The organism is Bradyrhizobium sp. UFLA06-06 (assembly GCF_054820065.1).
On the sequence record NZ_JADFUD010000005.1, the window covers coordinates 163,985 to 187,406 of the forward strand.

The 23,422-nt window shown below is 66.0% G+C and carries 21 protein-coding genes; 15 read left to right on the forward strand and 6 right to left on the reverse strand.

Annotated features, from left to right (window positions below; translation table 11 throughout):
- The first annotated feature begins 81 nt into the window (after window positions 1-81).
- The 7 genes from IF803_RS06370 (at window position 82) to nadC (ending at window position 7,063) form a co-directional block, all read left to right on the forward strand.
- Entirely contained in the window at window positions 82-666 is a 585-nt protein-coding gene (locus tag IF803_RS06370; protein ID WP_461191617.1) for a CoA-binding protein, read from the forward strand.
- Between the two features lie 147 nt (window positions 667-813).
- Window positions 814-2,094 (forward strand): O-acetylhomoserine aminocarboxypropyltransferase, encoded by a 1,281-nt coding sequence (locus tag IF803_RS06375; protein WP_461191618.1) that lies wholly within the window; start codon window positions 814-816, stop codon window positions 2,092-2,094.
- A gap of 157 nt (window positions 2,095-2,251) precedes the next feature.
- Entirely contained in the window at window positions 2,252-2,656 is a 405-nt protein-coding gene (locus tag IF803_RS06380) for a hypothetical protein (protein WP_461191619.1), read from the forward strand.
- A 14-nt stretch (window positions 2,657-2,670) separates the two neighbouring features.
- A complete protein-coding gene (locus tag IF803_RS06385) occupies window positions 2,671-3,627 on the forward strand; it encodes an NUDIX hydrolase (RefSeq protein ID WP_461191620.1) in 957 nt (318 codons plus the stop codon).
- A gap of 54 nt (window positions 3,628-3,681) precedes the next feature.
- The gene (nadA, locus tag IF803_RS06390) at window positions 3,682-4,668 is read left to right on the forward strand and encodes a quinolinate synthase NadA (protein ID WP_461191621.1); all 987 of its coding nucleotides are present in this window, start codon (window positions 3,682-3,684) and stop codon (window positions 4,666-4,668) included.
- Complete coding sequence (locus IF803_RS06395) at window positions 4,665-6,215, forward strand: L-aspartate oxidase (RefSeq protein ID WP_461191622.1); 1,551 nt, start codon at window positions 4,665-4,667, stop codon at window positions 6,213-6,215. The genes nadA and IF803_RS06395 overlap by 4 nt, the downstream gene beginning before the upstream one ends.
- Window positions 6,212-7,063: a carboxylating nicotinate-nucleotide diphosphorylase gene (nadC, locus tag IF803_RS06400; RefSeq protein WP_461191623.1), complete on the forward strand. Its 852-nt coding sequence runs from the start codon at window positions 6,212-6,214 to the stop codon at window positions 7,061-7,063. Before IF803_RS06395 ends, nadC begins: the two co-directional genes overlap by 4 nt.
- Before the next feature lie 4 nt (window positions 7,064-7,067).
- Here nadC and IF803_RS06405 read toward each other — a convergent pair whose 3' ends face one another.
- Window positions 7,068-8,153, reverse strand: a complete 1,086-nt coding sequence (locus IF803_RS06405) for a COX15/CtaA family protein (protein WP_461191624.1) — start codon at window positions 8,151-8,153, stop codon at window positions 7,068-7,070.
- Window positions 8,154-8,236: 83 nt separating this feature from the next.
- Between IF803_RS06405 and IF803_RS06410 the strand changes: the two genes are divergently transcribed.
- On the forward strand, window positions 8,237-8,446 hold the full coding sequence (locus IF803_RS06410; RefSeq protein ID WP_074128835.1) for a DUF2842 domain-containing protein: 210 nt from the start codon (window positions 8,237-8,239) through the stop codon (window positions 8,444-8,446).
- On the opposite strand, the gene IF803_RS06415 is transcribed toward IF803_RS06410, so the two are convergent.
- Window positions 8,443-9,471, reverse strand: coding sequence for a polysaccharide deacetylase family protein (locus tag IF803_RS06415; RefSeq protein ID WP_461191625.1), 1,029 nt, complete (start codon window positions 9,469-9,471; stop codon window positions 8,443-8,445). The genes IF803_RS06410 and IF803_RS06415 overlap by 4 nt on opposite strands.
- A 169-nt stretch (window positions 9,472-9,640) precedes the next feature.
- On the opposite strand from IF803_RS06415, the gene IF803_RS06420 reads away from it, so the two are divergent.
- Window positions 9,641-10,834, forward strand: a complete 1,194-nt coding sequence (locus tag IF803_RS06420) for a GNAT family N-acetyltransferase (RefSeq protein WP_461191668.1) — start codon at window positions 9,641-9,643, stop codon at window positions 10,832-10,834.
- A gap of 4 nt (window positions 10,835-10,838) precedes the next feature.
- Here the strand turns inward: IF803_RS06420 and IF803_RS06425 are convergent, their stop codons facing one another.
- Entirely contained in the window at window positions 10,839-11,777 is a 939-nt protein-coding gene (locus IF803_RS06425) for a LysR family transcriptional regulator (protein WP_461191626.1), read from the reverse strand.
- Between the two features lie 323 nt (window positions 11,778-12,100).
- Between IF803_RS06425 and IF803_RS06430 the strand changes: the two genes are divergently transcribed.
- Complete coding sequence (locus IF803_RS06430) at window positions 12,101-13,438, forward strand: MFS transporter (protein WP_028340190.1); 1,338 nt, start codon at window positions 12,101-12,103, stop codon at window positions 13,436-13,438.
- A 44-nt stretch (window positions 13,439-13,482) separates the two neighbouring features.
- On the opposite strand, the gene IF803_RS06435 is transcribed toward IF803_RS06430, so the two are convergent.
- Complete coding sequence (locus tag IF803_RS06435; RefSeq protein WP_461191627.1) at window positions 13,483-14,442, reverse strand: LysR family transcriptional regulator; 960 nt, start codon at window positions 14,440-14,442, stop codon at window positions 13,483-13,485.
- Between the two features lie 139 nt (window positions 14,443-14,581).
- Here IF803_RS06435 and IF803_RS06440 point away from each other — a divergent pair, with 139 nt between their 5' ends.
- On the forward strand, window positions 14,582-15,562 hold the full coding sequence (locus IF803_RS06440) for a Bug family tripartite tricarboxylate transporter substrate binding protein (RefSeq protein WP_461191628.1): 981 nt from the start codon (window positions 14,582-14,584) through the stop codon (window positions 15,560-15,562).
- Window positions 15,563-15,571: 9 nt separating this feature from the next.
- Here the strand turns inward: IF803_RS06440 and IF803_RS06445 are convergent, their stop codons facing one another.
- On the reverse strand, window positions 15,572-17,929 hold the full coding sequence (locus tag IF803_RS06445; protein ID WP_461191629.1) for a GumC family protein: 2,358 nt from the start codon (window positions 17,927-17,929) through the stop codon (window positions 15,572-15,574).
- Between the two features lie 175 nt (window positions 17,930-18,104).
- Between IF803_RS06445 and IF803_RS06450 the strand changes: the two genes are divergently transcribed.
- From IF803_RS06450 to IF803_RS06465, 4 genes are all read left to right on the forward strand, one after another.
- Window positions 18,105-18,716 (forward strand): polysaccharide biosynthesis/export family protein, encoded by a 612-nt coding sequence (locus IF803_RS06450; protein WP_461191630.1) that lies wholly within the window; start codon window positions 18,105-18,107, stop codon window positions 18,714-18,716.
- 3 nt (window positions 18,717-18,719) lie between these two features.
- On the forward strand, window positions 18,720-19,859 hold the full coding sequence (locus tag IF803_RS06455) for a glycosyltransferase family 4 protein (protein WP_461191631.1): 1,140 nt from the start codon (window positions 18,720-18,722) through the stop codon (window positions 19,857-19,859).
- Between the two features lie 115 nt (window positions 19,860-19,974).
- Window positions 19,975-21,519, forward strand: coding sequence for an undecaprenyl-phosphate glucose phosphotransferase (locus tag IF803_RS06460; protein WP_461191632.1), 1,545 nt, complete (start codon window positions 19,975-19,977; stop codon window positions 21,517-21,519).
- Between the two features lie 142 nt (window positions 21,520-21,661).
- Complete coding sequence (locus tag IF803_RS06465; RefSeq protein ID WP_461191669.1) at window positions 21,662-22,930, forward strand: O-antigen ligase family protein; 1,269 nt, start codon at window positions 21,662-21,664, stop codon at window positions 22,928-22,930.
- Here IF803_RS06465 and IF803_RS06470 read toward each other — a convergent pair.
- Window positions 22,902-23,396 carry a MarR family transcriptional regulator gene (locus tag IF803_RS06470; protein ID WP_141341084.1) on the reverse strand — a complete coding sequence of 165 codons (495 nt, stop codon included), beginning with the start codon at window positions 23,394-23,396 and terminating at the stop codon, window positions 22,902-22,904. The two genes, IF803_RS06465 and IF803_RS06470, sit on opposite strands and share 29 nt — an antisense overlap.
- Between the last annotated feature and the right edge of the window lie 26 nt (window positions 23,397-23,422).

The window sequence follows — 23,422 nt, forward strand, 5'->3', positions numbered from 1 at the left end:
GGTGCGTTAGCACCAGACCCGGAATCTCGAGATTCCGGGTTCTCGCTACGCGAGCCCCGGAATGACAAACCCGGAAGAAAAATGAACCACGACACCTACGACGACAATTACATCCGCAGCATTCTGAACAACGTCAAGACGATCGCGATGGTCGGCGCGTCGCCGGTCAATGTGCGGCCGAGCTATTTCGCCTTCAAATATCTGGCGCAGCGCGGCTACGACATGATCCCGGTCAACCCCGGCCATGTCGGCAAGACGCTGATGGGCAAGCCGTTCGTCGCCTCGCTTGCGGACATCGATCGGCCGATCGACATGATCGACATCTTCCGCAATTCAAGCCACATCATGCCCGTGGTCGAGGAGGCGCTGAAATTGTCGACGCCGCCGAAGGTGATCTGGATGCAGCTTGGCGCGCGCGACGACGCCGCGGCCGAGAAGGCGGAAGCCGCGGGCCTCAAGGTGGTGATGAACCGCTGCCCGAAGATCGAGTATGGCCGGCTGTCGTCGGAGATCTCGTGGATGGGCGTCAACTCGCGCACGCTGAGTTCCAAGCGTGCGCCGATCCCGACGCAGGGCATGCGGCTGTCGCTCAATCGCACGAGCTTCGGCGGCGGACAGACCGCGGCATCCGACCGCGCGGCAAAGAACAAGACCGAGACGACCTGACATCGCGGCGGAATAATCGCTGCGATCTTCCGGTATAGCGCGGGATGCCCCTCCAGAAACTGGCGGCGTGCCCAACTCGCTTGACGGCGGGCGCCGGCGCCATCAGCATGCCGCGCGTTTCGACCAGGCTACAACAGGATACAAAGAATGACCGATCGCCTTCCGGGATTTTCCACCCTCGCCGTGCACGCCGGCGCGCAGCCTGATCCCACCACCGGCGCGCGGGCGACGCCGATCTACCAGACCACGTCATTCGTCTTCAACGACGCCGACCACGCGGCCTCGCTGTTCGGCCTGCAGGCATTCGGCAACATCTATACCCGCATCGGCAACCCGACCAATGCCGTGCTCGAGGAACGTGTCGCAGCCCTCGAAGGCGGCACCGCGGCGCTCGCCGTCGCTTCCGGTCACGCAGCGCAGGTCGTCGTGCTGCAGCAGCTGTTGAAGCCCGGCGATGAGATCATCGCGGCACGCAAGCTCTATGGCGGCTCGATCAACCAGTTCACCCACGCCTTCAAGGCGTTCGGCTGGAATGTGGCCTGGGCCGATCCCGATGAGATCGAAAGCTTCGAGCGCGCGGTGACGCCGCACACCAAGGCGATCTTCATCGAGTCGATCGCCAACCCGGCCGGCAGCATCACCGACATCGAGGCGATCGCCGCCGTTGCGCGCAAGGCCGGCGTGCCGCTGATCGTCGACAACACGCTGGCCTCGCCCTATCTGATCAAGCCGATCGACCACGGCGCCGACATCGTCGTGCACTCCCTGACCAAGTTCCTCGGCGGTCACGGTAACTCACTCGGCGGCATCATTGTCGACGCCGGCACCTTCGACTGGTCGAAGGACAACAAATATCCGATGCTGAGCGAGCCGCGCCCGGAATATCACGGCATCAGGATCCAGGAGACCTTCGGCAACTTCGCCTTCGCGATCGCCTGCCGCGTGCTCGGCCTGCGCGACCTCGGCCCCGCACTGTCGCCGTTCAACGCCTTCATGATCCTGACTGGCATCGAAACGCTGCCGCTGCGCATGCAGAAGCACTGCGACAACGCCAAGGCGGTGGCGGAATTCCTCTCCACCCACCCCGCGGTCTCAGCGGTGAATTATGCCGGCCTGCCCGGCGACAGGTACAACGCGCTGCAGCGCAAATATTCGCCGAAGGGCGCCGGGGCGGTGTTCACCTTCAGCCTCAAGGGCGGCTACGACGCCGGCGTCAATCTGGTGTCGAACCTGAAGCTGTTCTCGCATCTCGCCAATGTCGGCGACACCCGCTCGCTGGTGATCCATCCGGCCTCCACCACCCACAGCCAACTCGACGACGCCGCCAAGGTGAGGTCGGGCGCGGCGCCCGAGGTGGTGCGGCTTTCGATCGGCATCGAGGACAAGGAAGACCTGATCGCCGACCTCGACCAGGCCCTGCGCGCCTGATCCCGCAATTGTTCCGGAGCGGTGCGCCGCATCGCTCCGGCAACTTGCCCAAGGCGACCGACCTCCCGTTAACGCTTAATACCGACGGGCCTCTCGTTAACGTTCAATCCGGCTTAAAGTGGCAGTGATAGGCTCCGGATGATTCGGGAGACCATTGATGCTGCGCTGGACATTGCCGCTCGCGATCGCATTGTTTGCGATCCCGCCTGCTGACGCCGCCGACGGCCCGGCCGTCGCCAAGAGCGCCACCGTCAAGGCCGCGCGCCAGCTGCCGGCGGGCCTGCCGCGGCAGCATTACGCCTACCGCACCACCATCACGCCGCCGACCTATGTGCGGCGCGGACGCCAGCTCGTGGTCGTCGAGCCCGTGGTGATCCCGCTCAATACCGAGCCGTATATCCCGTTCGTGCCCGGCGAACCGCTGCTGCCGGGATCGTCGTCACTGCCCGGCTATTACGGCAACTGGCACTCCTACAACTATTTCGGCCCGTACTACGGCGGTGCCTATGTGACCTATTGGGACCGCCTGCCCTACGCCTGCGGCGTCTACGGCTACTGCTAGCGCGGACCGATCGCGTGGCCAGATCGCCGCAGAAATCCAGCGCACCGGCTTCGGGGAACGCGGTGACCGCCGATCTCGTCGCGGTGCTGGTCGCCGTCACCGAGGGCACGCCGAAGATCATGACCATCGCCGGCGGCTCCGCGCTGCCGAGCGGCCCGTTCGAGTTCACCCATCGCTCGCTGCAGACCGCGCTGCGGGCCTGGGTCGAAGCGCAGACCGGCCACCCGCTCGGCTATGTCGAGCAGCTCTACACCTTTGCCGACCGCGGCCGCTCCGGCGACACCAAGGTGCCGCACAGCGTCTCGATCAGCTATCTCGGCCTGACCCGCGAGGATCGTGTCGGCGAAGGCTTCGAGGCCCACTGGTCCGGCTGGTACGACTACTTCCCCTGGGAGGATCATCGCGCCGGCGCGCCGGCCTTCCTGGCCAAGACGATCGCGCCGAAGCTCAAAACGTGGGCGAAGGCGGCGCCGTCACCAACGCTGCAACGCGAGCGCTGGCAGCGCTGCGCCATCACCTTCGGTCTCGATGATCGCGACTGGAACGAGGAGCTGGTGCTGCAGCGCTATGAGCTGCTCTACGAGGCCGCTCTGATCCCGGAAGCCGGGCGCGCGCATGGCCGCGAGGCGCCGGTCGTGCCGGGCAAGCCCATGACGGCGGATCACCGCCGCATTCTCGCGACCGGGATCGCGCGGCTGCGCGCCAAGATCAAATACCGTCCGGTGGTATTCGAGCTGATGCCGGCCGAGTTCACCCTGCTGCAACTGCAACGCAGTGTTGAGGCGCTCGCAGGCCGGCTGGTCCACAAGCAGAACTTCCGCCGGCTGATCGAGCAGCAGGAACTCGTTGAAGAGACTGGCGCAATGGCCGCCGATACCGTCGGCCGGCCGGCCAAGCTATTCCGCTTCCGCCATGCCGTGCTGGCCGAGCGGGCCGTCGCCGGCACCAAGCTCCCGCTTTCGCGCACTTGACACGCCTTATGCTCAGGATAAGTATAAGCCATCTTATGCTCACGGAGAGTATAAATGGTTGCACTCGATACCGATCTTCTCACCCGCACCGCGCCGCTCTATGAGCGCGTCAAACGCGTCATCCCGCCGTTCGAATGGGCCACGTTCGCCGAGGACGTCGACGCGATCCTCGCGCTGAAACGCCGCCGCAATGCGGTGGTGCTGGCGCACAATTACCAGACGCCCGAAATCTTCCACGGCGTCGCCGATATCGTCGGCGACAGCCTGTTGCTCGCGCGCGAAGCGACCAAGGTCGATGCCGATGTCATCGTGCTCGCGGGCGTGCATTTCATGGCCGAGACGGCGAAGCTGCTCAATCCGGCCAAGACCGTGCTGATCCCCGACCTCAAGGCTGGCTGCTCGCTGGCGGATTCCATCACGGCGCAGGACGTGCGGCTGATGCGGGCGCGCTACCCGGACGCACCGGTCGTCGCCTATGTCAACACCTCGACCGCGGTGAAGGCCGAGTCTGACATCTGCTGCACGTCGGGCAATGCGCTGAAGGTGGTTGAATCGCTCGGCGCCGAGCGCGTCATCATGCTGCCGGATGAATATCTGGCGCAGAACATCGCCAAGCAGACCAGCAAGAAGATCATCGCCTGGAAGGGCCACTGCGAGGTGCACGAGCTGTTCACCGCCGACGACGTGCGTCAGCTGCGCGAGGATCATCCCGATATCACCATCCTGGCGCATCCGGAATGCCCGCCCGAGGTGGTCGCCGAAGCAGACTTTGCAGGGTCGACGGCTGCGATGCAGTCGTTCGTCGAGACCAAACGTCCGCCGCGCGTCGTGCTGCTGACGGAATGCTCGATGAGCGACAACATCGCGGCACGAAACCCCGATGTCGACTTCGTCCGCCCCTGCAATCTCTGTCCGCATATGAAGCGGATCACGCTGAAGAACATCCGCCACGCGCTGGAGACCAACCAGCACGAGGTCACGATCGACCCTGCGATCGCCGATCGCGCGCGCAAGAGCGTCGAAAGGATGCTGGCGATATGAGCACCGATATCTCCGATCTCAACGGCCGCCCGGTGATCATCGGCGGCGGCGCCGCCGGGCTGATGACCGCGCTTCAGCTCGCGCCCGAGCCGGTCGTCCTGCTGTCGAAATCGCCGCTCGGCGCGGAAGCTTCCAGCATGTGGGCACAGGGCGGCCTTGCCGCGCCGGTCGGCGCCGATGACAGCCCTGCCCTGCATCTCGCCGATACGCTCGCGGCCGGCGCCGGCCTTTGCGACGCGGCCGCCGCGAGCCGGATCGTCCACGCCGCGCCCGCCGCCGTCGAACAGCTGGCGAGGCTCGGCGTCGCCTTCGACCGGCACGCCGACGGCAGCTGGCGCCTCGGGCTCGAGGCCGCACACCGCCGCAACCGCATCGTGCACGCCACCGGCGACGGCACCGGTCGCGAGATCATGCGCGCGCTGATCGCGGCGGTCCGCCAGACGCCGTCGATCACGCTGCTGGAAGGCGTCGAGGCGCGCCGGCTGATCGTCGAGGACAATGCGGTGAGGGGCGTGCTTGCAGCCAGCGCAAGTGGCGCGCTGACGATCGCGAGCAACCGCGTCGTGATCGCGACCGGCGGCATCGGCGGGCTGTTCTCCGACAGCACCAATCCCGGCGGTTGTTTCGGCCAGGGGCTCGCGCTCGCCGCACATGCCGGCGCGAAACTGTCGGACATCGAGTTCGTCCAGTTTCATCCGACCGCGTTCGACGGGCCGTCGCGCCCGATGCCGCTGTTGACCGAGGCGATCCGCGGCGATGGGGCGGTATTGATCGACGAGACCGGCCAGCGCTTCATGGCCGATCAGCCCGGCGCCGAACTTGCGCCACGCGACATCGTCGCGCGCGCCGTGTGGCGCCACCGCGCCGCGGGGCATCGCACCTTCCTCGACGCGCGCCAACATCCGGGCGCGGAGTTTGCGCAGCGCTATCCTGTGATCAGCGCGTTCTGCAAGATGGCCGGCATCGATCCCGCCCATGATCCGATCCCGATCCGGCCGGCGGTTCACTACCACATGGGCGGCATCGCGGTTGACGGTTTTGGCCGCAGCACGGTGCAGGGCCTGTGGGCCTGCGGCGAGGCCGCGCGCACCGGGTTGCACGGCGCCAACCGGCTCGCCAGCAACTCGCTGATGGAAGCGATCGTCTGCGCGCGCTGGGTCGCCGAGAGCATCGAAAGCGTGAGTGCGGGCCCGCGCGCCATGCTGCGCGAGGACGCGATGCCACAGGCTTCCGATCCCTCCGCTGTGCGGCCGGTCCTCACCCAGGGGCTCGGCGTCCTGCGCGACCGCGACGGGATCGCTCGTGCGATCCGCAACCTCTATCCACTCGCATGCAGCCACAGTGCGGCGTCCGATGCAGCATTGATCGGATTGATGGTCGCGGTTGCCGCAATCAGGCGTGAGGAAAGCCGCGGCGGCCACTTCCGCAGCGATTTCCCACACACCGCTGCGTCGGCCGTTCCGTCGTCCCTCACCCGCGTCGATGCACTCGGCGCCGCGCGCGACATCGTCGAATCCACGCCATTTGCCAGGAGTGCCCTGTCATGACCCTCAATCCCCTGTTGCCGCTGCTCTATGAGCCGATCGTGCAGACTGCGCTGCGCGAGGATCTCGGCCGCGTCGGCGATATCACCGCAGACGCCATCGTGCCGTCCGCCCAGCAGGCGCGGCTGGTGATGCGGGCGCGGCAGCCCGGCGTGATCGCCGGGCTCGACGTCGCGCGGTCGGCCTTCCAGACGGTGTCGCCGGCGATCACGCTGCGCGCCGAACGGCCCGACGGCAGCGCGGTCGAACCCGACCAGGTCATTGCGATCATCGACGGCCCGGCCCGCAGCCTGCTCACCGCGGAACGCACCGCGCTCAACTTCCTCTGCCATCTGAGCGGCGTCGCCACCGCCACCGCCACGCTCGTGAAAGCCGTGGCTGGCACCCGCGCGCAGATCGTCTGCACCCGCAAGACCACGCCGGGACTGCGTGCGCTGGAGAAATATGCGGTGCGCGCCGGCGGGGGCGGCAATCACCGCTTCGGCCTCGACGATGCCGTGCTGATCAAGGACAACCACATCGCGCTCGCCGGCGGCATCCGCAGCGCGATCGAGCGCGCCAAGGCCAACGCGGGTCATCTCGTCAAGATCGAGGTCGAGGTCGACACGCTGTCGCAGCTCGAAGAAGCGCTGACGCTCGGCGTCGACGCGGTGCTGCTCGACAACATGACGACCGAGGAGCTCAGCCAGGCGGTGGACATGGCGCGCGGCAAGGCGCTCACCGAAGCCTCCGGCCGCATCACCGCGGCGACGGCCGCAGCGATTGCCGCAACCGGCGTCGACCTGATCTCGGTCGGCTGGGTGACCCACAGCTCGGCCGCGCTCGATATCGGACTCGACTATCTGTCCTGACGGATCAGAGGGACTGGCCGACCGGAACGAGGGTCGGCTGGTCCCGTTCGGTCCGGCGCGCCGCGAAGCGCTCGGCCTGCAGCACCGCGAGCGTCAGCACGACGATGGCGACGGCCTGGTGCGTCAGCGCCAGATCGATCGGCACCTGATGCAGCAGCGTCAGGATGCCGAGCGTCGCCTGCAACGTGATCGCCGCGACCAGCCACCAGGCGCCCGCGATCACCGCGCTGCCGGCGCGCGCGCGCATGGCATCGATCGCATGCGCGATCGCCAGCACGAACAGCAGATAGGCGGTCATGCGATGTTCGAACTGCACCGTCAGCGTGTTGTCGAACAGATTGCGCCACCACGGCGTCTCGAACCAGAGACGGTCAGCCGACGGGATGAAGCCGCCGTCGATGTCGGGCCAGGTATTATAAACCCTGCCGGCGCGCAGCCCGGCGACCAGCGCGCCGAAATAGAGCTGCACGAAGGTCAGCACGAGCAGCACCGCGCTCGTGATCTTCAGCCTGAGCGGCGCGATCACGGAAGGACGGTCCGTCAGGCGCCGCAGCGTCCAGACGATCGCCGCGAAGATCAGGAGCGCCAGCACCAGATGCGTCGCCAGCCGATACTGCGATACCTCGATGCGTTCCGAGAGGCCGGACGCGACCATCCACCAGCCGACGCCGCCCTGCAGCGCGCCGAGGCCGAAAATCACCCACAGCCGCCGGCCGAGCTCGCCGCTCACCGCGCCGCGCCAAAGGAAATACAGGAACGGCAGCAGATAGGCCGCGCCGATCACGCGGCCGAGCAGCCGGTGGCTCCACTCCCACCAGAAAATCGTCTTGAAGTCCGCGAGCGTCATCCCGGCGTTGAGCTCGCGATATTGCGGGATCCTCTTGTAGCCCTCGAAGGCCTGGGTCCACTGCGCCTCGGTCAGCGGCGGCAGCGTGCCGGTCACCGGCTTCCATTCGACGATCGACAGGCCGGACTCGGTCAGCCGCGTGGCGCCGCCGACCAGCACCATCAGCGCGATCAGGGCGGCCACCGCGACCAGCCATACCCTGACGGCGCGGAGCTGCGATGTCTTTGCGGAAATACCGGCCATTTCGCCCTGACTTGATTGGATTTTCGGGCCCCTTATAGTCCGCCGCGCCCGCAGCGCAAGATCACGAGTTACCCATATCAGCCATGGCCATACGCACCCGCAAACTGCTCGGAACCATTTTCCTGCTCATCTTGGTGGTGGTGTGGTCGCTGCTCGGCATGACCGTCGCGCAGACGCCGTGGCTCGCGAATTCCGGATTGTTGCAGGCGATCTTCTACGTCGTCGCGGGCCTCGGCTGGGTGCTGCCGGCAATGCCGATCGTCGCCTGGATGTCGCGGCCCGATCGCGTCTAAGTAACGTTCTGGTCGCGCGCGCTCCGTGTCGGCCGCACAGGCGCGAACATCACGCCCGACAGCAGCACCCGCATCATCCGCAGCGAGCGCACCCGGCCGTCCCATGCGATCCGCGGCAGCGCGTGCAGATTGGTGCGGCCCTGCGCCTCGACGACCCCGGAGATCGTCGACACCGCGCTGGCAAAGCCGGCCTCCTCGGCCATCACCACATGCGGACGGCCGAACGCTTCGCGGTCCCCGAAGGGGAATGCGAAATGCCTGACCTGGCGCCGCAGCGCGCTCTCGGCCACCGCCTTGCCCATCGCCATCTCGCGCTGCGCGTCGGCATCCCTGAGGCTCGACAGAGCGGAATAGTTCACCGTGGCGCTGCCAAACGTCACGTTCGGATCGGCGGCAAGCTTCGCCAGATCCTGCCAGTCGAGTGACGCATGGCGTGACAATTGGGCCGCGTCGACCGAATAGCGCCTGGCGAGATCATTCAGCGCGTAGGACAGGTCCGACGGCGGCAGCTTGCGCAGCCAGCCGGACAGGAAATCGAACAGCTCGTATTTGTCCGACGGCGTCGAGATCGCAAAGTGCTGCTCCCTGCCGTCGACCATCATGCTGATGCGGCTCTCGCGGGCGATGATGTCCTCGAGCGCCAGCCACCACGCGACGCCCACGCCGTCCGGGAAAGCCGTCGGCAAATACAGGGTGAAGGCGACGCCGTGCCTGGCGAGCACCGGCCAGGCATGGGTGACGATGTCCTTGCTGGCGCCGTCAAAGGTCAGGCAGGCAAAGCGTCGGCGCTTAGGCAAGGTCACCGCGCGGCGGCAAGCCTCGTCGATCCCGACGATGTCATACCGCCAGCGCCTCAACGCACGGATCGTGCGATCGAGGAAAGCCGGCGTGATCTCCTGGGACTTCAGCGGCTGAAACCGGCCGCGTCGCGCAGGACGAACGCGGGCGAAGCGCAGGATCACCCCGGCGCCGCCGCTTTCGCGTTCGCGCAGCTTGAAGGCGCCACTGAAATACGCGAGCTCCATTCGGGCCCGTCGTAAAATCCCGCTGTCCGGCGCCAAGATCCCCGTCCGTGTCAGGCGGTTCCCGCACACCGCCGCGGCATTGTTATTACTCTTTGTTGACATTTCCCTGCGAAGGTCGGCCCCAGCCGAGAACTGTAAATTAATACCTAAAGAAAATTTGGGTTCCGAGATGACCATGGCGGCGGCAATCGAAGGCCAAACGGCTGAGACGCGGGCGTGGCCGAACGCAATCCGCGTTGCCGGCGTCGACATCTTTCATGATCTCACCGCGGCCGAAGCGACCTGGCGCGGCTTCGAGACATCGCAGCACAGCTACACGCCCTATCAGCGGTTCGATTTCCTCGCCAGTTGGCAGCGCCAGGTCGGCGAGCGCGAGGGCCTGCGGCCCTTCATCGTCGTCGCTCATGACAGCGAACGCCGGCCGCTGCTGCTGCTGCCGCTCGCAATCGAGTCCCGCCTCGGCGCGAACTGCGCGAGCTTCATGGGCGGCAAGCATACGACCTTCAACATGGCGCTGTGCGCGAAGGATTTCGCCGCCAACGCGACGGAAGCCGACATCGCGGCTCTGATCGGATCGATCGCCGAACGCTCCCGCGCCGATGCGCTCGTGCTCTGCCAGCAGCCGCTGCGCTGGCAGGACCTCCCGAATCCGCTGGCGCTGCTGCTGCATCAGCCTTCGGTCAACGATTGCCCGGTGCTGGCGATCGAGCCCGGCGCGACACCGGCGACGCTGGTCAGCAACTCGTTCCGCCGCCGCCTCAAGGGCAAGGAGCGCAAGCTGCAGGCGCTGCCCGGCTACCGCTATTACGTCGCGAGCGAGAGCGCCGATGTCTGCCGCCTGCTCGACTGGTTCTTCCGCGTCAAGCCGCAGCGCATGGCCGAGCAGAAGCTGCCGAACGTGTTCGCCGAGCCGGGCATCGAGCATTTCATTCGCGCCGCCTGCCTCGCGCCGCGCGCCGACGGCAATGGCTATGCGATCGACGTCCACGCGCTGGAGTGCGACGAGGAAGTGATCGCGATCTTCGCCGGCGTGTCCGACGGTCATCGCTTCTCGATGATGTTCAACACCTACACGATGTCGGCCAATTCCAAGTTCAGCCCCGGCCTGATCCTGATGCGCGATATCATCGATCGCCATGCCGGTCTGAACTACCGCGCTCTCGATCTCGGCATCGGCTCGGACGAGTACAAGCGGCTGTTCTGCAAGGACGATGAAGCCGTCGTCGACAGCTTCGTTCCGCTCAGTCTGCGCGGCAAGCCGGCGGCCAGCGCGCTGTCGGCCATCAATCGCGCCAAGCGCGCCGTGAAGCAAAATCCGGCGCTGTTCGAGATTGCGCAGAACCTGCGCAGCATGTTCCGCTGAGCACTCAGCTCGCCGCGTCGCCCTGCTCTGTGCCGCCACCCGGTACGCCGAGCCGCTTCATCGCGTCGAACAGCAATGCCGCGGCGGGTGACAGCGCACGCTTGCGCAGCTTGATCAGGCCGTAATTCTCCAACAACAGCCTGTCCCGCAGGCGCAGCACCTTGAACCGCTGCGGATCGACCAGATCGAACACCAGCATGGGGACCGGCACGATCGCGTCGATGCCTGCGGCAATTCCGACCGATGCGAAAAACGACTCGGTATTGATGACCCGGCGCGGCGGCGTCACGCCGCGGCTCATGAACAGCCTCTCGAGCGCCTGGCGCATGAAGGATTCGCGCGGCTGGCAGATCCATTGCTGGTCGGCCATGTCCTCCAGTTCGACCGTCTCGCGGCCGGCCAACGGATGCTCCGCACGAACGAGCAGCACCGCCTCCTCCGCGCCGATCTCAAAATAGTCGAATTGCCGGGGATCGATGCCGGCGGGAATCCTGGCGACGACGAAATCGAACTCGAGCGCCAGCAGTCGCGTGATCAATGGCGGGCTGGTGCTGACATCGAGCGAGATGTTCACCCGATTCAGCTTCTCGCCGAGATACTGGATCACGTCGACGACGAGGTCGATGCTCGGCTTGGCGACCGTTCCAACGGAGACGGTGCCGAGCTCACCGGACTTGTAGCCCGCGAACTCGTCGGTGACCTGGTCGAGATCGGCCAGCACGCTCTTGCCGCCACGGATCAGGATCGACCCATAGGCCGTCGGTTCGACGCCGCGCGCGGTGCGCTCGAACAAGGGAACCCGCGCCAGCGCCTCGATTTCGGCGAGCATCTTCGATGCAGCGGATTGGGTGATGTTCAACCGCTCGGCGGCGAGCTGCAACTTGCGCTCATTGTCGAGAGCGACCAGCAGGCGCAGCTGGCGCAGTTTCAGATTATTGATCACGGCCCGCCACCATCCTGCCCGGCAAGAGCGTGTTCCGTTCCGATTAGACCGGAACGGGGCTCCAGATTCTGCTTTGAGGCGTTTTCTTGGCGCGAACGAGCAGCCACTTCGCTGGAAAACGCTCCAGGGTTCCCGCGTTTATACCGCGGTGCATCATGACAGTTTCGCCGTGGCTCCATTCCCAAATGCCATTAGTCACGCGGCAGTCGATTACACAACAATGAACAAGACTTGCAAGAGCAACGCGACGAACCGCTGCGGGTGCGCCAGGTGCCGCCTCGAACAGCGCAGTGATCGTCTGCCGATTCGAAAAACAGGAAGGGATGGGAACGATGAGCGACGATATCGAGAAGCGCGCGATCGGAAAGATGATGCGGCGGCTGATTCCGTTCCTCATCCTGTGTTACTTCGTGGCCTATCTCGATCGCGTCAATGTCGGCTTCGCCAAGCTGCACATGAACGCAGCGCTCGGCCTCAGCGAGGCCGCCTACGGGCTCGGCGCCGGCCTGTTCTTCATCGGCTACTTCTTCTTCGAGGTGCCCTCCAACATCCTTCTGGAGCGGTTCGGTGCGCGGCGCTGGATCGCCCGCATCATGATCAGCTGGGGCATCGTCTCGGCCGCATTTGCCTTCATCCCACAGATGTCCGCGGCGAGCGGCCTGTCGAGCGAGTGGATCTTCTACTTCCTGCGCCTTCTGCTCGGCGCCTGCGAAGCCGGCTTCTTCCCCGGCATCATCTTCTATCTGACGCTCTGGTTTCCGTCGGTGTACCGCGCGCGCGTCATCAGCCTGTTCATGCTGGCGATCCCGATCTCGAGCATCATCGGGGCGCCGATCTCGGGATTGCTGCTCAACCTGTCTGGCGCCGGCCTGACCGGATGGCAGTGGCTGTTCGTCTGCGAGGCATTGCCGTCGGTCCTGGTCGGCTTCGCTGTCCTGACCTTCCTTCCGGACTTTCCGCGCCAGGCAAGCTGGCTGCAGCCCGACGAGATCAAGTGGATCCAGACCACGCTTGAACGCGAGCGGCAGCAAACCGAGGCCGTGGAGCATATTTCCGTTCTGCAGTCGCTCACCGACTCGCGGGTCCTTGCCTGCGCCTTCGTGTATTTCTGCCTCAACGCTGCGAGCTACGGCGTCGCCTTCTTCCTGCCCACCATCATCAAGGCGTTTGGCGTCACCGACACCCAGACCGGCTTGATCGCGGCCCTGCCCTTCGTGTTCGGCGCGGTCGGCATGGTGCTGCTCGGCCGCCATTCAGACAAGACCGGCGAGCGGCGCTACCATGTCGCTGGCGCACTGACGCTCGCCGCCGTCGGCATCGGCCTTGCCGGGCTGATGTCGAATCCGGTGCTGATCGTCGCCCTGCTCTGCCTTGCGCAGATCGGCGTGTCGGCGGTGCCGCCGATGTTCTGGCCGATGCCGGCCGGCATCCTGACCGGCGCCTCGGCAGCGGCAGGCATTGCCGCGATCAACTCGCTCGGCAACCTGTCAGGCTTCGCCGGCCCGTTCGCCGTCGGCTACCTGAAGGACCTGACCGGCAGCTTCACGGCGGGGCTGCTGCTGCTCGCCGTGATGGGGCTGATCGGCGCGCTCGTCACGATCAGGCTGCGGATCGATCCGGTGCTCGAGCGAACCGCGCGCGAGCCGATGATGGCGCACTAGGCGTCGGGCGCCCGCACTGAAGGGAACGGCGCCCGCAATTCGCGTCATTTGCGGACGGCCGCTTTGCTTGCGGCCGCCTTGGCGACCTCGCGGATGCAGGCGATGAAGATCTCGGCGGTCGGACCCAAGGTGCGGCCTTTCAACGTGACGATCGCGGCCGAGACGGCGGCCGCTCGCGGAAGCTGAACCGGAAGCACCTTCAGGCCGAGATCGCCGCCGGCAAACCGCGCGACCGAGCCCGGCAGCACGGTGATGAAGCGGCCGGTCGCGGCGAGCCGGCAGCACAAATGAAGCGACAGCGTCGTGATCGGCGCGCTTGGCATCCGCATTCCGAATTCGCGAAACATCTCCGCCACCGCGGAGCCCGGAAAGGTGTCCGGCGGAGGCAACACCCAGCGCTCGCCTGCAAGGTCGGCCAATTCGAGCCTGGATGCACGCGCCCATTTGCTTCGCCTTCCCGCGACCACGACGCGCCGATCATCGAGCAAGGGCTCGACCGCCAAGTCCGTCTCGTCAAACGGCGTCGGCGTCCATCCAAGCAACAGATCGATGTTGCGCTCGCGCAGTTCGCGGTAACGCAGATCGCTGAGAACGGTCTGCGCGACATTGATGCGGATGCCGGGATGCTGCCGCGTGAAGCGGTCGATCGCCACCGGAAGCAAGCCCGCTGCGATGCTCTCCGTACTGCCGATGCGCAACTCTCCGATGCTCGGATCAGCCAGAAACTCGAGTTCCTGCAAGCCCTGGGTAAGCTCGTCGAAGATCGAGACCCCGCGTCGCACCAGAGCATGGCCATAGGCCGTCAGTTCGATGCCGTTACGGCAACGATCGAACAGCCGAAGTCCGAGCGCGTGCTCCATGTCGCTGACCGCCCGCGAGATGGCCGGCTGCGACACCGCGAGCTCCGCGGCAGCCTTCGCCATGCTGCCGCGCCGCGCGATGACGAGAAGGATGTGTAGGTCGCGCAGCTTGATCCGGCGTCGGGCACGCTCGATGTCCTGCATCAGCGATCGTTACCAAAACGGTTATGGACGCCTCAGACACTAGCATTGGACGTTTATCCCCGCCTCACGCATCCTCCGCGTGCGATGACGCAGATCGTCGCGCCCCGGACGGCGCGGCTCGACGACCATGGAGGCATGCATGTTGACCCGTCGCGACGTCCTGACCGCGTCAGCGGCCGGTGCCGCGCTCGCCGCCGCGGGCCTGGTCCGGCCAGTCGCCGCGCAGCCCCGCCTGAAGACCGCCCATATCCTGACCGGCTACACACCCGGATTGCCGGACGCCGTCGCAAGGCTCATTGCCGGGCAGATGAAGGATTATGCTGACTCCATCGTCGTCGAGACCCGGCCCGGCGCGAGCGGCCGGATTGCCATCGAGGCCGTGAAGAACGCCGAGGCCGATGGATCGGTCATGCTGCTCGCGCCGCTTGGGTTCATCGCGCTGTTTCCGCACACCTACAAATCGCTCGCATACGCACCGCAGGACTTCACGCCGGTCTCGACCGTCGGCTCATTCGCGACGCTGCTGGCGGTCGGCCCGAAAGTCCCGAACGACGTCAGGAGCCTCGCCGACTTCGTCGCCTGGTGCCGCGCCAACCCGACGCAGGCGACCTATGGCACGCCGGGCGTCGGCACCACGCTACATTTCATCGGTGCGATGCTCGGCCGGACCGCGGGTTTCGACTATCTCCACGTGCCCTATCAAGGCAGAGGGGCGGTCCAGGATCTCCTGAAGGGCGAGATCGCGTCGGCCGTGATGCCGATCGACAGCCTGCTGGGCCAGGTCCAGTCCGGACAGCTTCGCGCTCTGGCGACGACCGGTCCCAGCCGTCTCAAATCTCTCCCCGATGTGCCGACGGTGGCGGAAGCCGGTTATCCCGGACTTCAGGACGTGACCTGGTTCGGCATCTTCCTGCCGGCGAAGACGCCCGCGGCAATCGTCGCGCAACTCAACGGCGCGATCAAGGCGTCATTGCGCAGCGACGAGGTCAAGTCCGGCATGGCCAAACTGTCGGTCGCCGTCGACGCGATCGCGATGAATGACTTTGCGCAACTGCTCGCCACCGAATCCGATCGCTGGAAAGGGATCGTGCGGGCGACCGGATTTACCCCGACGGGCTGACGGTGGCGCTCAGGCGGCCACCACCCGCGGGCCCCTCGCGACCGCTTCCGACGCCGCGCACGGCTTGCTCAGCATCGTCACTTCGGCGAAGCCGACCGCCCTGAGTTGCTCGACCATCGAGTGGCGGGCATCCTGCGCCATGGCGGCGTCGGGCACGACGACCGCCTGTGCCTTCGCGGTCAGCAGTTCGGCCGGCAGGTCGACGGCCGAACCGGCGTCGAGCAGCACGTGGTCGTAGACCCTGAGCAGCGCGTCGATCGCAAGGGCGAGCCGCGGCGATTGCAGATGCGAGCGATCGAAGCCCGGACGCCCGGCGCTGACGATCTGAACACGCGACTGCCGATCCTTGGTGATGATCTGCGCGAAGGTCGCCTCGCCCTGCATCAGCTCGGCAAGGCCGGGCGCCGCCGGATCGACGGTCGCCGACGTCAGTACCGGCGAGGACGCGACGAGATCGACGACGACGACCTTGGACTGGCGCGCCATCAGGCGCGCCAGCGTCAGGGCGGTCAGCGTGACGCTATCAGGCGCAGCCGGGCCGAGCACGGTGACCTTGTGGGCGGCGGGACCGGCGGCGACAAGGCGCTCGGCGAGCTCATCGATCTCGTCGGCGGTCTGGGCGGACTCTGGCTGCGGCGGAGGTTCATAGGCAGCCGCAGGCTCCAGCGGCAGTTCGGGCTCCACCGCCGTCTTCGGCGCGACCGCCGATGCGAGCGCGGGTTCAGGCGGCAGCGCCGGCGCGGGCTGGTCCACGGTTGCGGCATCCATGACCGGCTCGCGGCGCCTGATCACGGCAGCCGCCGGCGCGAAGGCGCGGCCAACCGCACCGGGCGCGGAGATGCGCAGCAGCTCGCCGGTGATGATGATGCCGGACGACAGCAGCAGCGTCGCCAGCGTCGCGATCAGCACGATCGGCAGCTTCTTCGGATAGGCCGGCGTATTCGAAACCGACGCGCGCGAGATGATGCGGCCGTCGGTCGGCGCGGCCTCGATGTTCTCGCGCGCCGTCGCCTCGCGATACTTGGCGAGATAGGCCTCCAGCAGGTCGCGCTGCGCCTTGGCTTCACGCTCCAGCCCGCGCAGTTGCACGTCCTGGCTATTGCTCGACGACGCCTGCTTCTTCGACTGGTCCAGGCTAGCCTGCAGCGCCATGACACGGCCATCGGCGACGCGGGCGTCATTGTCCAGCGAGCGCGAAACCTTGCCGGCTTCCTCGCGCAATTGCCGATCGAGATCGGCGATCTGCGCCTTCAATTCCTTGATGCGCGGATGGTTGTCGAGCAGCGTCGAGGACTGCTCGGCGAGCTGCGCGCGCAGCGTACCGCGCTGTTCGGCGAGCCGGCGGATCAGCTCGGAATTGAGCACCTCCGACGCCTCGATCGGCTTGCCGCCCTGGAGCATCTCGCGGATCAGCCGCGCCTTGGTCTCGGCATCCGCCTTCAGCGCGCGGGCATTGTTGAGCTGCGTGTTCAACTCGCCCATCTGCTGGTTCGACAGCGGGATGTTGTTGGTGCCGACGAACAGGCTCGACTTCGAGCGGAATTCCTCGACGCGCGAATCCGCGTCCGCGACCTTGGTGCGCAGCTTGTCGATCTCGCCGAGCAGCCAGGTGCTGGCGGATTTGGCCTGGTCCTGCCGCGCGGCCTGCTGCAGCACGAGATAGCCGTCTGCAATCGAGTTGGCGACGCGCGCCGCGAGCTCGGGATCCTCGGACTGGAACTCGATCACCATGACGCGCGACTTGTCGACCGCGAAAGCCTGGAAGCGCTCGTAATAGGAATCAAGCACCCGCTCTTCCGGCGTCAGGCTGAACGGGTCACGGCCGATGCCGAACAGCGCCAGCAGCGACTTCAACGGCGAAAAGCCCCGCAGCACCGGATCGAACTCCGGACGTTCGGCCAGCTTGTTCTTCTTGATGATGTCGCGTGCGAGATCGCGCGACAGCAACAGCTGCACCTGGCTCGTCACCGCCTCGGCGTCGAGCGAGGTACGCTCGAGGTCGCGCTCGCCGTTCGGACGCAGGAAGGCGTTCTCGCGATTGTCGATCAGGATTCGCGCTTCCGACTTGTAGCGCGGCGTCACGACATTGACCGCGGCAAGCGACAGCGCAAATACGAGCACGGTCGGCACGATGATCCAGCCGCGCTTGCGTGCCAGCGCGCGGCCGAGCACGTGCAGGTCGAGATCGGCCGCCTCCGCTGGACGCGCCGGCTTGTCAGGAGCAGGCTTGTCAGAAGCAGGCTTATCAGGCGCAGGCTTGGGCGCAGCCGCCTTCACGACAGCGTCGTCGGCGACGGGCGCAGACTTCGGCAACGCCCGTTGCACGACGGCCTTATCCTTGCCTCTACGCCAGAATGCAAAACGCATAACGAACTCCCGCGGACGCCGCGACTCCATCGCAATGGGGCGATTACAGTCCATTAAGGTTGCCGCTGGGTTAATCGGTGGGGTTGACGGGCATCGCGGCCACCACCCACCCCGTCATTCTTTGTTAACCACGAGTGCCGTTAATCGAGGCCGATATTGTCGCGGGATTCCTCATATGCGCGATCTGCGCGCTCCCCTTATTTGCCTGGTCGCTGCGCTCGCGCTGTCGGGCTGCATGGGCCGGACGTCGCCGGTCGCCGGCGACCCCGGCCTCGATTCGATGGCGTATGCTGCGCCCGTGGCCTATGCCGAGCCCGCGCGGACGCGCGAAGGCTACAATCTCGGCCCCGGCGACAGGCTCCGGGTCGTGGTCTATGGCCAGGAAGGGCTCACCAACGCCTATGCGATCGACGCCGCCGGCGCGATCACCATGCCGCTGATCGGCTCGGTGCCGGCGCGCGGCCGCACCCCTGCCGGGCTTGCCGCCGAGATCACCGCACGGCTGCGCAACGGCTTCATCCGCGAGCCGTCCGTGGCGGTCGAGATCGAGGCCTACCGGCCGTTCTTCATCCTCGGCGAAGTCCAGGCCCCCGGCCAATATCCCTATGTGCCCAACATGACGGTCGAAAGCGCGGTTGCAATCGCCGGCGGCTTCTCGCCGCGCGCCAGGCGCGACGAGGTCACCCTCACCCACACCGATGCATCCGGCGCGGGCCGCTTCGTCGCTCCGCTGGGCACGCCGATCGGCCCCGGCGACACCGTGTTCGTCGGCGAGCGCTGGTTCTGATCGATGGCGCGGGATCAAAATCAGCAACCGCCGCTCCGCATCCTGCATGTCGTCCGTGCCCCGGTCGGCGGCATCATTCGTCATATCCTCGATGTCGCCAACGGCCAGATCGAACGCGGCCATCATGTCGGAATCGTCGCCGACAGCCTGACCGGCGGCGCGCGGGCCGACGCGGCGCTTGCCGAGATCGAGCCGCGGCTCAAGCTCGGCGTCCGCCGGGTGGCGATACGCCGCGAGCCGCGCTTCGCCGACTTCATGGTCTGGGCCCACATCGCCGGCCTGATCCGCAAGCTGAAACCCGATGTCGTGCACGGCCATGGCGCCAAGGCCGGCGCCTATGTCCGGCTGCGGCGGCGGTCGAGCAAGGTGATCCGGGTCTACACGCCGCATGGCGGCTCGCTGCACTACCCGCTCGACACCTGGAAGGGCCGCTTCTACAGCCAGCTCGAGCGCACCCTGATGAACAGCACCGACCTGTTCCTGTTCGAGAGCGCGTTTGCCCGCGACACCTATCAGCGCACCGTCGGCAAACCGGCAGGCCTCGTGCGCTGCGTGTTCAATGGCGTCACCGCGGAGGAATTCGAACCGGTCCCCCGGGCCGACGATGCCACCGATGTGGCCTATGTGGGCGAGTTCCGGCGCATCAAGGGCGCCGATCTCCTGATCGACGCGGTGGCGAAGCTGCGAGCCGAGGGGAAGCCGGTGACGCTGACGCTCGGCGGTGACGGCGAGGAATTCGAGCGTCTCAAGGAGCAGGTGAAGCGGCTGTCGCTCGGCGAGGCCGTCCGCTTCATCGGTCACGTCAAGGCGCGCTACGGTTTCTCCAAGGGCAGCCTGCTGGTGGTGCCCTCGCGCGGAGATTCGATGCCCTATGTGGTGATCGAGGCCGCAGCCGCCGGCGTTCCGATGATCGCCGCCGATGTCGGCGGCATCCCCGAGATATTCGATACCCACACCGACGCCCTGTTCGCGCCGAGCAATGCCGGGGCGATGGCCGACGCGATCGAGGCCGCGCTGGACAATCCCGCCGCGACCGCGGCGCGCGCCGAGAGACTGCGTGAGCGGATTTCGGAACATTTCTCGCAGGACGCGATGGTCGAAGGTGTGCTGGCCGGCTATCGCGACGCATTTGCCAAACGTTAACCACTTCTTGCACACGTAACCGTTTCTTCCGATTTGTCCCCTTAAGTCACGTCCGGGGGAATTTTCGTACTGCGCGCGGATGCCCATCTGCTTGCGCAGGAATGGACGTGGACTCGTGGAACCGTTTAACGCACGCTCGATGCTGAATGCCGCTGCGTCTGCGACGGCCGCTCAGCCGCAGATCGAACGGCGCCGGCGCCTCTCGCCGGCCGCGCTCGCCGTTACCAACCAGAAGGTTCGCGGTGCTTACTCGCCGGTCGTGATCGCTGGCGTGGTTCGCCTCGCCGACTTCGTGCTGCTCAGCCTGGTCGGCGTCGGGCTTTATCTCGCCTATGTCAGGCCGCTCGCCGGCGGGGGCATTCACTGGGGATACATCGCATCGATCCTCGGCATGGCGGCTGCCGCCGTGGTCTGCTTCCAGGCCGCCGATATCTACCAGGTGCAGATCTTCCGCGGCCAGCTGCGCCAGATGACGCGCATGATCTCGTCATGGGCCGTCGTGTTCCTGCTGTTCATCGGCATCTCCTTCCTGGTCAAGCTCGGCGGCGAAGTTTCGCGGGTCTGGCTGTCGTCGTTCTTCTGCGTCGGCCTTGCGGTCCTGATCGCCGAACGGCTGCTGCTGCGATCGATGGTGCGCGCCTGGGCGCATGACGGTCGGCTCGACCGCCGCACCATCATCGTCGGAGCCGACCATAACGGCGAGCAGCTGATCGAGGCGCTGAACGCCGAGGATGATTCCGACATCCATTTGCTCGGCGTGTTCGACGACCGCAATGACGATCGCGCCACCAATACCTGCGCCGGCTCACCGAAACTCGGCAAGATCGATGACATCGTCGAATTCGCCCGCCGCACCCGCGTCGACCTCGTGCTGTTCGCGCTGCCGATTTCGGCGGAGACCCGCATCCTGGAAATGCTGAAGAAGCTCTGGGTGCTGCCGGTCGACATCCGCCTGTCGGCCCATACCAACAAGCTGCGCTTCCACCCCCGTTCCTATTCCTATATCGGCAAGGTGCCGACGCTCGATATGTTCGAGGCGCCGATCACCGACTGGGATCTGGTGCTGAAATGGCTGTTCGACCGCGTGGTCGGCGGCATGGCCCTGCTTGCCGCGCTGCCGGTGTTGGGACTGGTGGCGCTCGCGGTGAAACTCGACAGCCCCGGCCCGGTGCTGTTCCGCCAGAAGCGCTTCGGCTTCAACAATGAGCGGATCGACGTCTACAAATTTCGCTCGCTCCACCATCACCAGGCCGATCCCACCGCCTCCAAGGTGGTGACCAAGAACGATCCGCGCGTCACCCGCGTCGGCCGCTTCATCCGCAAGACCTCGCTCGACGAATTGCCGCAACTGTTCAACGTCGTGCTGAAGGGCAATCTGTCGCTGGTCGGCCCGCGGCCGCACGCCGTGCAGAGCAAACTGGAGAACCGCCTGTTCGACGAGGCGGTCGACGGCTACTTCGCCCGCCACCGCGTCAAGCCCGGCATCACCGGCTGGGCGCAGATCAACGGCTGGCGCGGCGAGGTCGACACCGACGAGAAGATCCAGAAGCGCGTCGAATATGACCTCTACTACATCGAAAACTGGTCGGTGCTGTTCGACCTCTACATCCTGCTCAAGACCCCGTTCTCGCTGCTGACCAAGAGCGAGAACGCGTACTGAGAACCAACCTACTGTCGTCATTGCGAGCGCAGCGAAGCAATCCAGTTCGCAATTCGGGGATAGGTGGATTGCTTCGTCGCTTCGCTCCTCGCAATGACGAAGCATCTGTTGCGTGTTTTGTACCAAGTTGCGTGAGTATCCGATGGCCTATGCGGCGACAGCCGGGACGTCCCATTCGCTGACATCAGCACCAACGGGCGTGCTGGCGCTGCAGCGGGCGCTGGTGTGGCTGGCCGGCGCGTCCGGCGCCATCGTGTTCATCGAGCCGAGCCCGTATGAGCTCGTCACGCTGACCGCCTGCGTGCTGTTCTTCGCCACGGGCCTGCGCATGCGGCTCGTGTTCATGCCGCTGCTGTTCACATTGATCGTGCTCAATGTCGGCTACAGCATCGGCGCGATACCGTTCCTCGACAAGCCGGAGGTGGTGAACTGGGTGCTCACCTCCTGGTACATGGCCGTCACCGTCATCTTCTTCGCGATGGTGATGTCGGAGGATACCGAAGCCCGCCTCGACATGCTGCGCCGCGGCCTGATCGTCGGCGCGATGATCGCCTCGCTCGCGGGCATCGCCGGCTACTTCCGTCTGGTGCCCGGTGGCTACGACCTGCTGACGCTGTACGATCGCGCCCGCGGCACCTTCAAGGATCCGAACGTGCTCGGCGCCTTCCTGATCCTGCCGGCGCTGTTCACGTTGCAAAGCGTCGTCTCCGACCGCTTCGGCAAGGCGTTCCGCAACGCCATCGCCTTCGGCATCATCTCGCTCGCGATCCTGCTGTCGTTCTCGCGCGCCGCCTGGGGCGGCCTCGTGATCACCGCGGCCTTCATGCTGGCGCTGATGGTGTTCACCAGCCGCTCGCAGGCGCAGCGCTCGCGCATCATCGTGATGACCTTGATCGCCGCGATCCTGGCCGTGGCGCTGATCGCGGTGCTGCTCTCGATCGGCTCGGTCGCCGACATGTTCAAGCAGCGCGCGAGCTTCGATCAAAGCTATGACGAAGGCCGCTTCGGCCGGTTCGGCCGCCACATCCTCGGCGCGCAGATGGCGCTGGAGCTGCCGTTCGGCATCGGGCCGCTGCAATTCCACACCTACTTCCCCGAGGACACCCACAATTCCTATCTCAACGCCTTCATGTCGGGCGGCTGGATCTCCGGCATCTGCTATCCGGCGCTGGTGTTCGTCACCGCGATCATCGGCTTCCGCTACATCTACCTGCAGGTGCCGTGGCAGCGCGGCTATCTCGCGGTCTTCTCGGCGTTCCTCGGCTTCGTCGGCGAGAGCTTCATCATCGATACCGACCACTGGCGGCACTTCTGGATGATGCTGGGCACGATGTGGGGCATGTATGCGGCCGCCGAGCGCTATCGCGCGATGTCGGCGCGGATCATCGACGAGTCTTCGGCGGCATCTTGAGACTGGCGCGCTGCTCCGGCGGCATGTCGATCACCGCTTTCAACGCTCCGGTCGCTTCCAGCACGCCCTTGTAGCCGTCATTGGCGAAGCGCAGCAGCAAGCGCAGCTCGTCGTCGGTGTAGCTGCTCCACAGCTTGAGCATCGCCTCCTGCATCGGCACGTAGAACTTGCCGATCTCCGCCGCCTTTTCCTCCACGACCGAGATGAAGACCTTGCGGCGGTCGCTCTCGTCCCGCTCGCGGCGCACGTAACCCGCCTTCTCCAGACGATCGACCACGCCGGTGATCGCGCCGGTGGTCAGGCCGGTGACTTCGGCGAGACGGCCGGCGGTCACGCGCCCCTCCAGATGCAGGATGTCCATGCACTCCATGTCGGAGTTGGAGATTCCGGCCATGTTCGCAACGGCTTGGCCGTACATCACGCCCTGCGCCGATGACCGGCGCATCGCCTCCTCGAGTTCCTGCATCAGCGCTGCACGCGACTTCGCACTTG

Bases quoted from the DNA above. Each gene is read 5' to 3' on its own strand.
- IF803_RS06450 (WP_461191630.1), top strand. From the start codon at position 18,105: ATGCGCGATCTGCGCGCTCCCCTTATTTGCCTGGTCGCTGCGCTCGCG.
- IF803_RS06445 (WP_461191629.1), bottom strand. From the start codon at position 17,929: ATGCGTTTTGCATTCTGGCGTAGAGGCAAGGATAAGGCCGTCGTGCAA.
- IF803_RS06465 (WP_461191669.1), top strand. From the start codon at position 21,662: ATGGCCTATGCGGCGACAGCCGGGACGTCCCATTCGCTGACATCAGCA.
- IF803_RS06435 (WP_461191627.1), bottom strand. From the start codon at position 14,442: ATGCAGGACATCGAGCGTGCCCGACGCCGGATCAAGCTGCGCGACCTA.
- nadA (WP_461191621.1), top strand. From the start codon at position 3,682: ATGGTTGCACTCGATACCGATCTTCTCACCCGCACCGCGCCGCTCTAT.
- IF803_RS06410 (WP_074128835.1), top strand. From the start codon at position 8,237: ATGGCCATACGCACCCGCAAACTGCTCGGAACCATTTTCCTGCTCATC.
- IF803_RS06430 (WP_028340190.1), top strand. From the start codon at position 12,101: ATGGGAACGATGAGCGACGATATCGAGAAGCGCGCGATCGGAAAGATG.
- IF803_RS06420 (WP_461191668.1), top strand. From the start codon at position 9,641: ATGACCATGGCGGCGGCAATCGAAGGCCAAACGGCTGAGACGCGGGCG.
- IF803_RS06455 (WP_461191631.1), top strand. From the start codon at position 18,720: ATGGCGCGGGATCAAAATCAGCAACCGCCGCTCCGCATCCTGCATGTC.
- IF803_RS06375 (WP_461191618.1), top strand. From the start codon at position 814: ATGACCGATCGCCTTCCGGGATTTTCCACCCTCGCCGTGCACGCCGGC.
- IF803_RS06440 (WP_461191628.1), top strand. From the start codon at position 14,582: ATGTTGACCCGTCGCGACGTCCTGACCGCGTCAGCGGCCGGTGCCGCG.
- IF803_RS06395 (WP_461191622.1), top strand. From the start codon at position 4,665: ATGAGCACCGATATCTCCGATCTCAACGGCCGCCCGGTGATCATCGGC.
- IF803_RS06405 (WP_461191624.1), bottom strand. From the start codon at position 8,153: ATGGCCGGTATTTCCGCAAAGACATCGCAGCTCCGCGCCGTCAGGGTA.
- IF803_RS06415 (WP_461191625.1), bottom strand. From the start codon at position 9,471: ATGGAGCTCGCGTATTTCAGTGGCGCCTTCAAGCTGCGCGAACGCGAA.
- nadC (WP_461191623.1), top strand. From the start codon at position 6,212: ATGACCCTCAATCCCCTGTTGCCGCTGCTCTATGAGCCGATCGTGCAG.
- IF803_RS06470 (WP_141341084.1), bottom strand. From the start codon at position 23,396: ATGCAGGAACTCGAGGAGGCGATGCGCCGGTCATCGGCGCAGGGCGTG.
- IF803_RS06370 (WP_461191617.1), top strand. From the start codon at position 82: ATGAACCACGACACCTACGACGACAATTACATCCGCAGCATTCTGAAC.
- IF803_RS06380 (WP_461191619.1), top strand. From the start codon at position 2,252: ATGCTGCGCTGGACATTGCCGCTCGCGATCGCATTGTTTGCGATCCCG.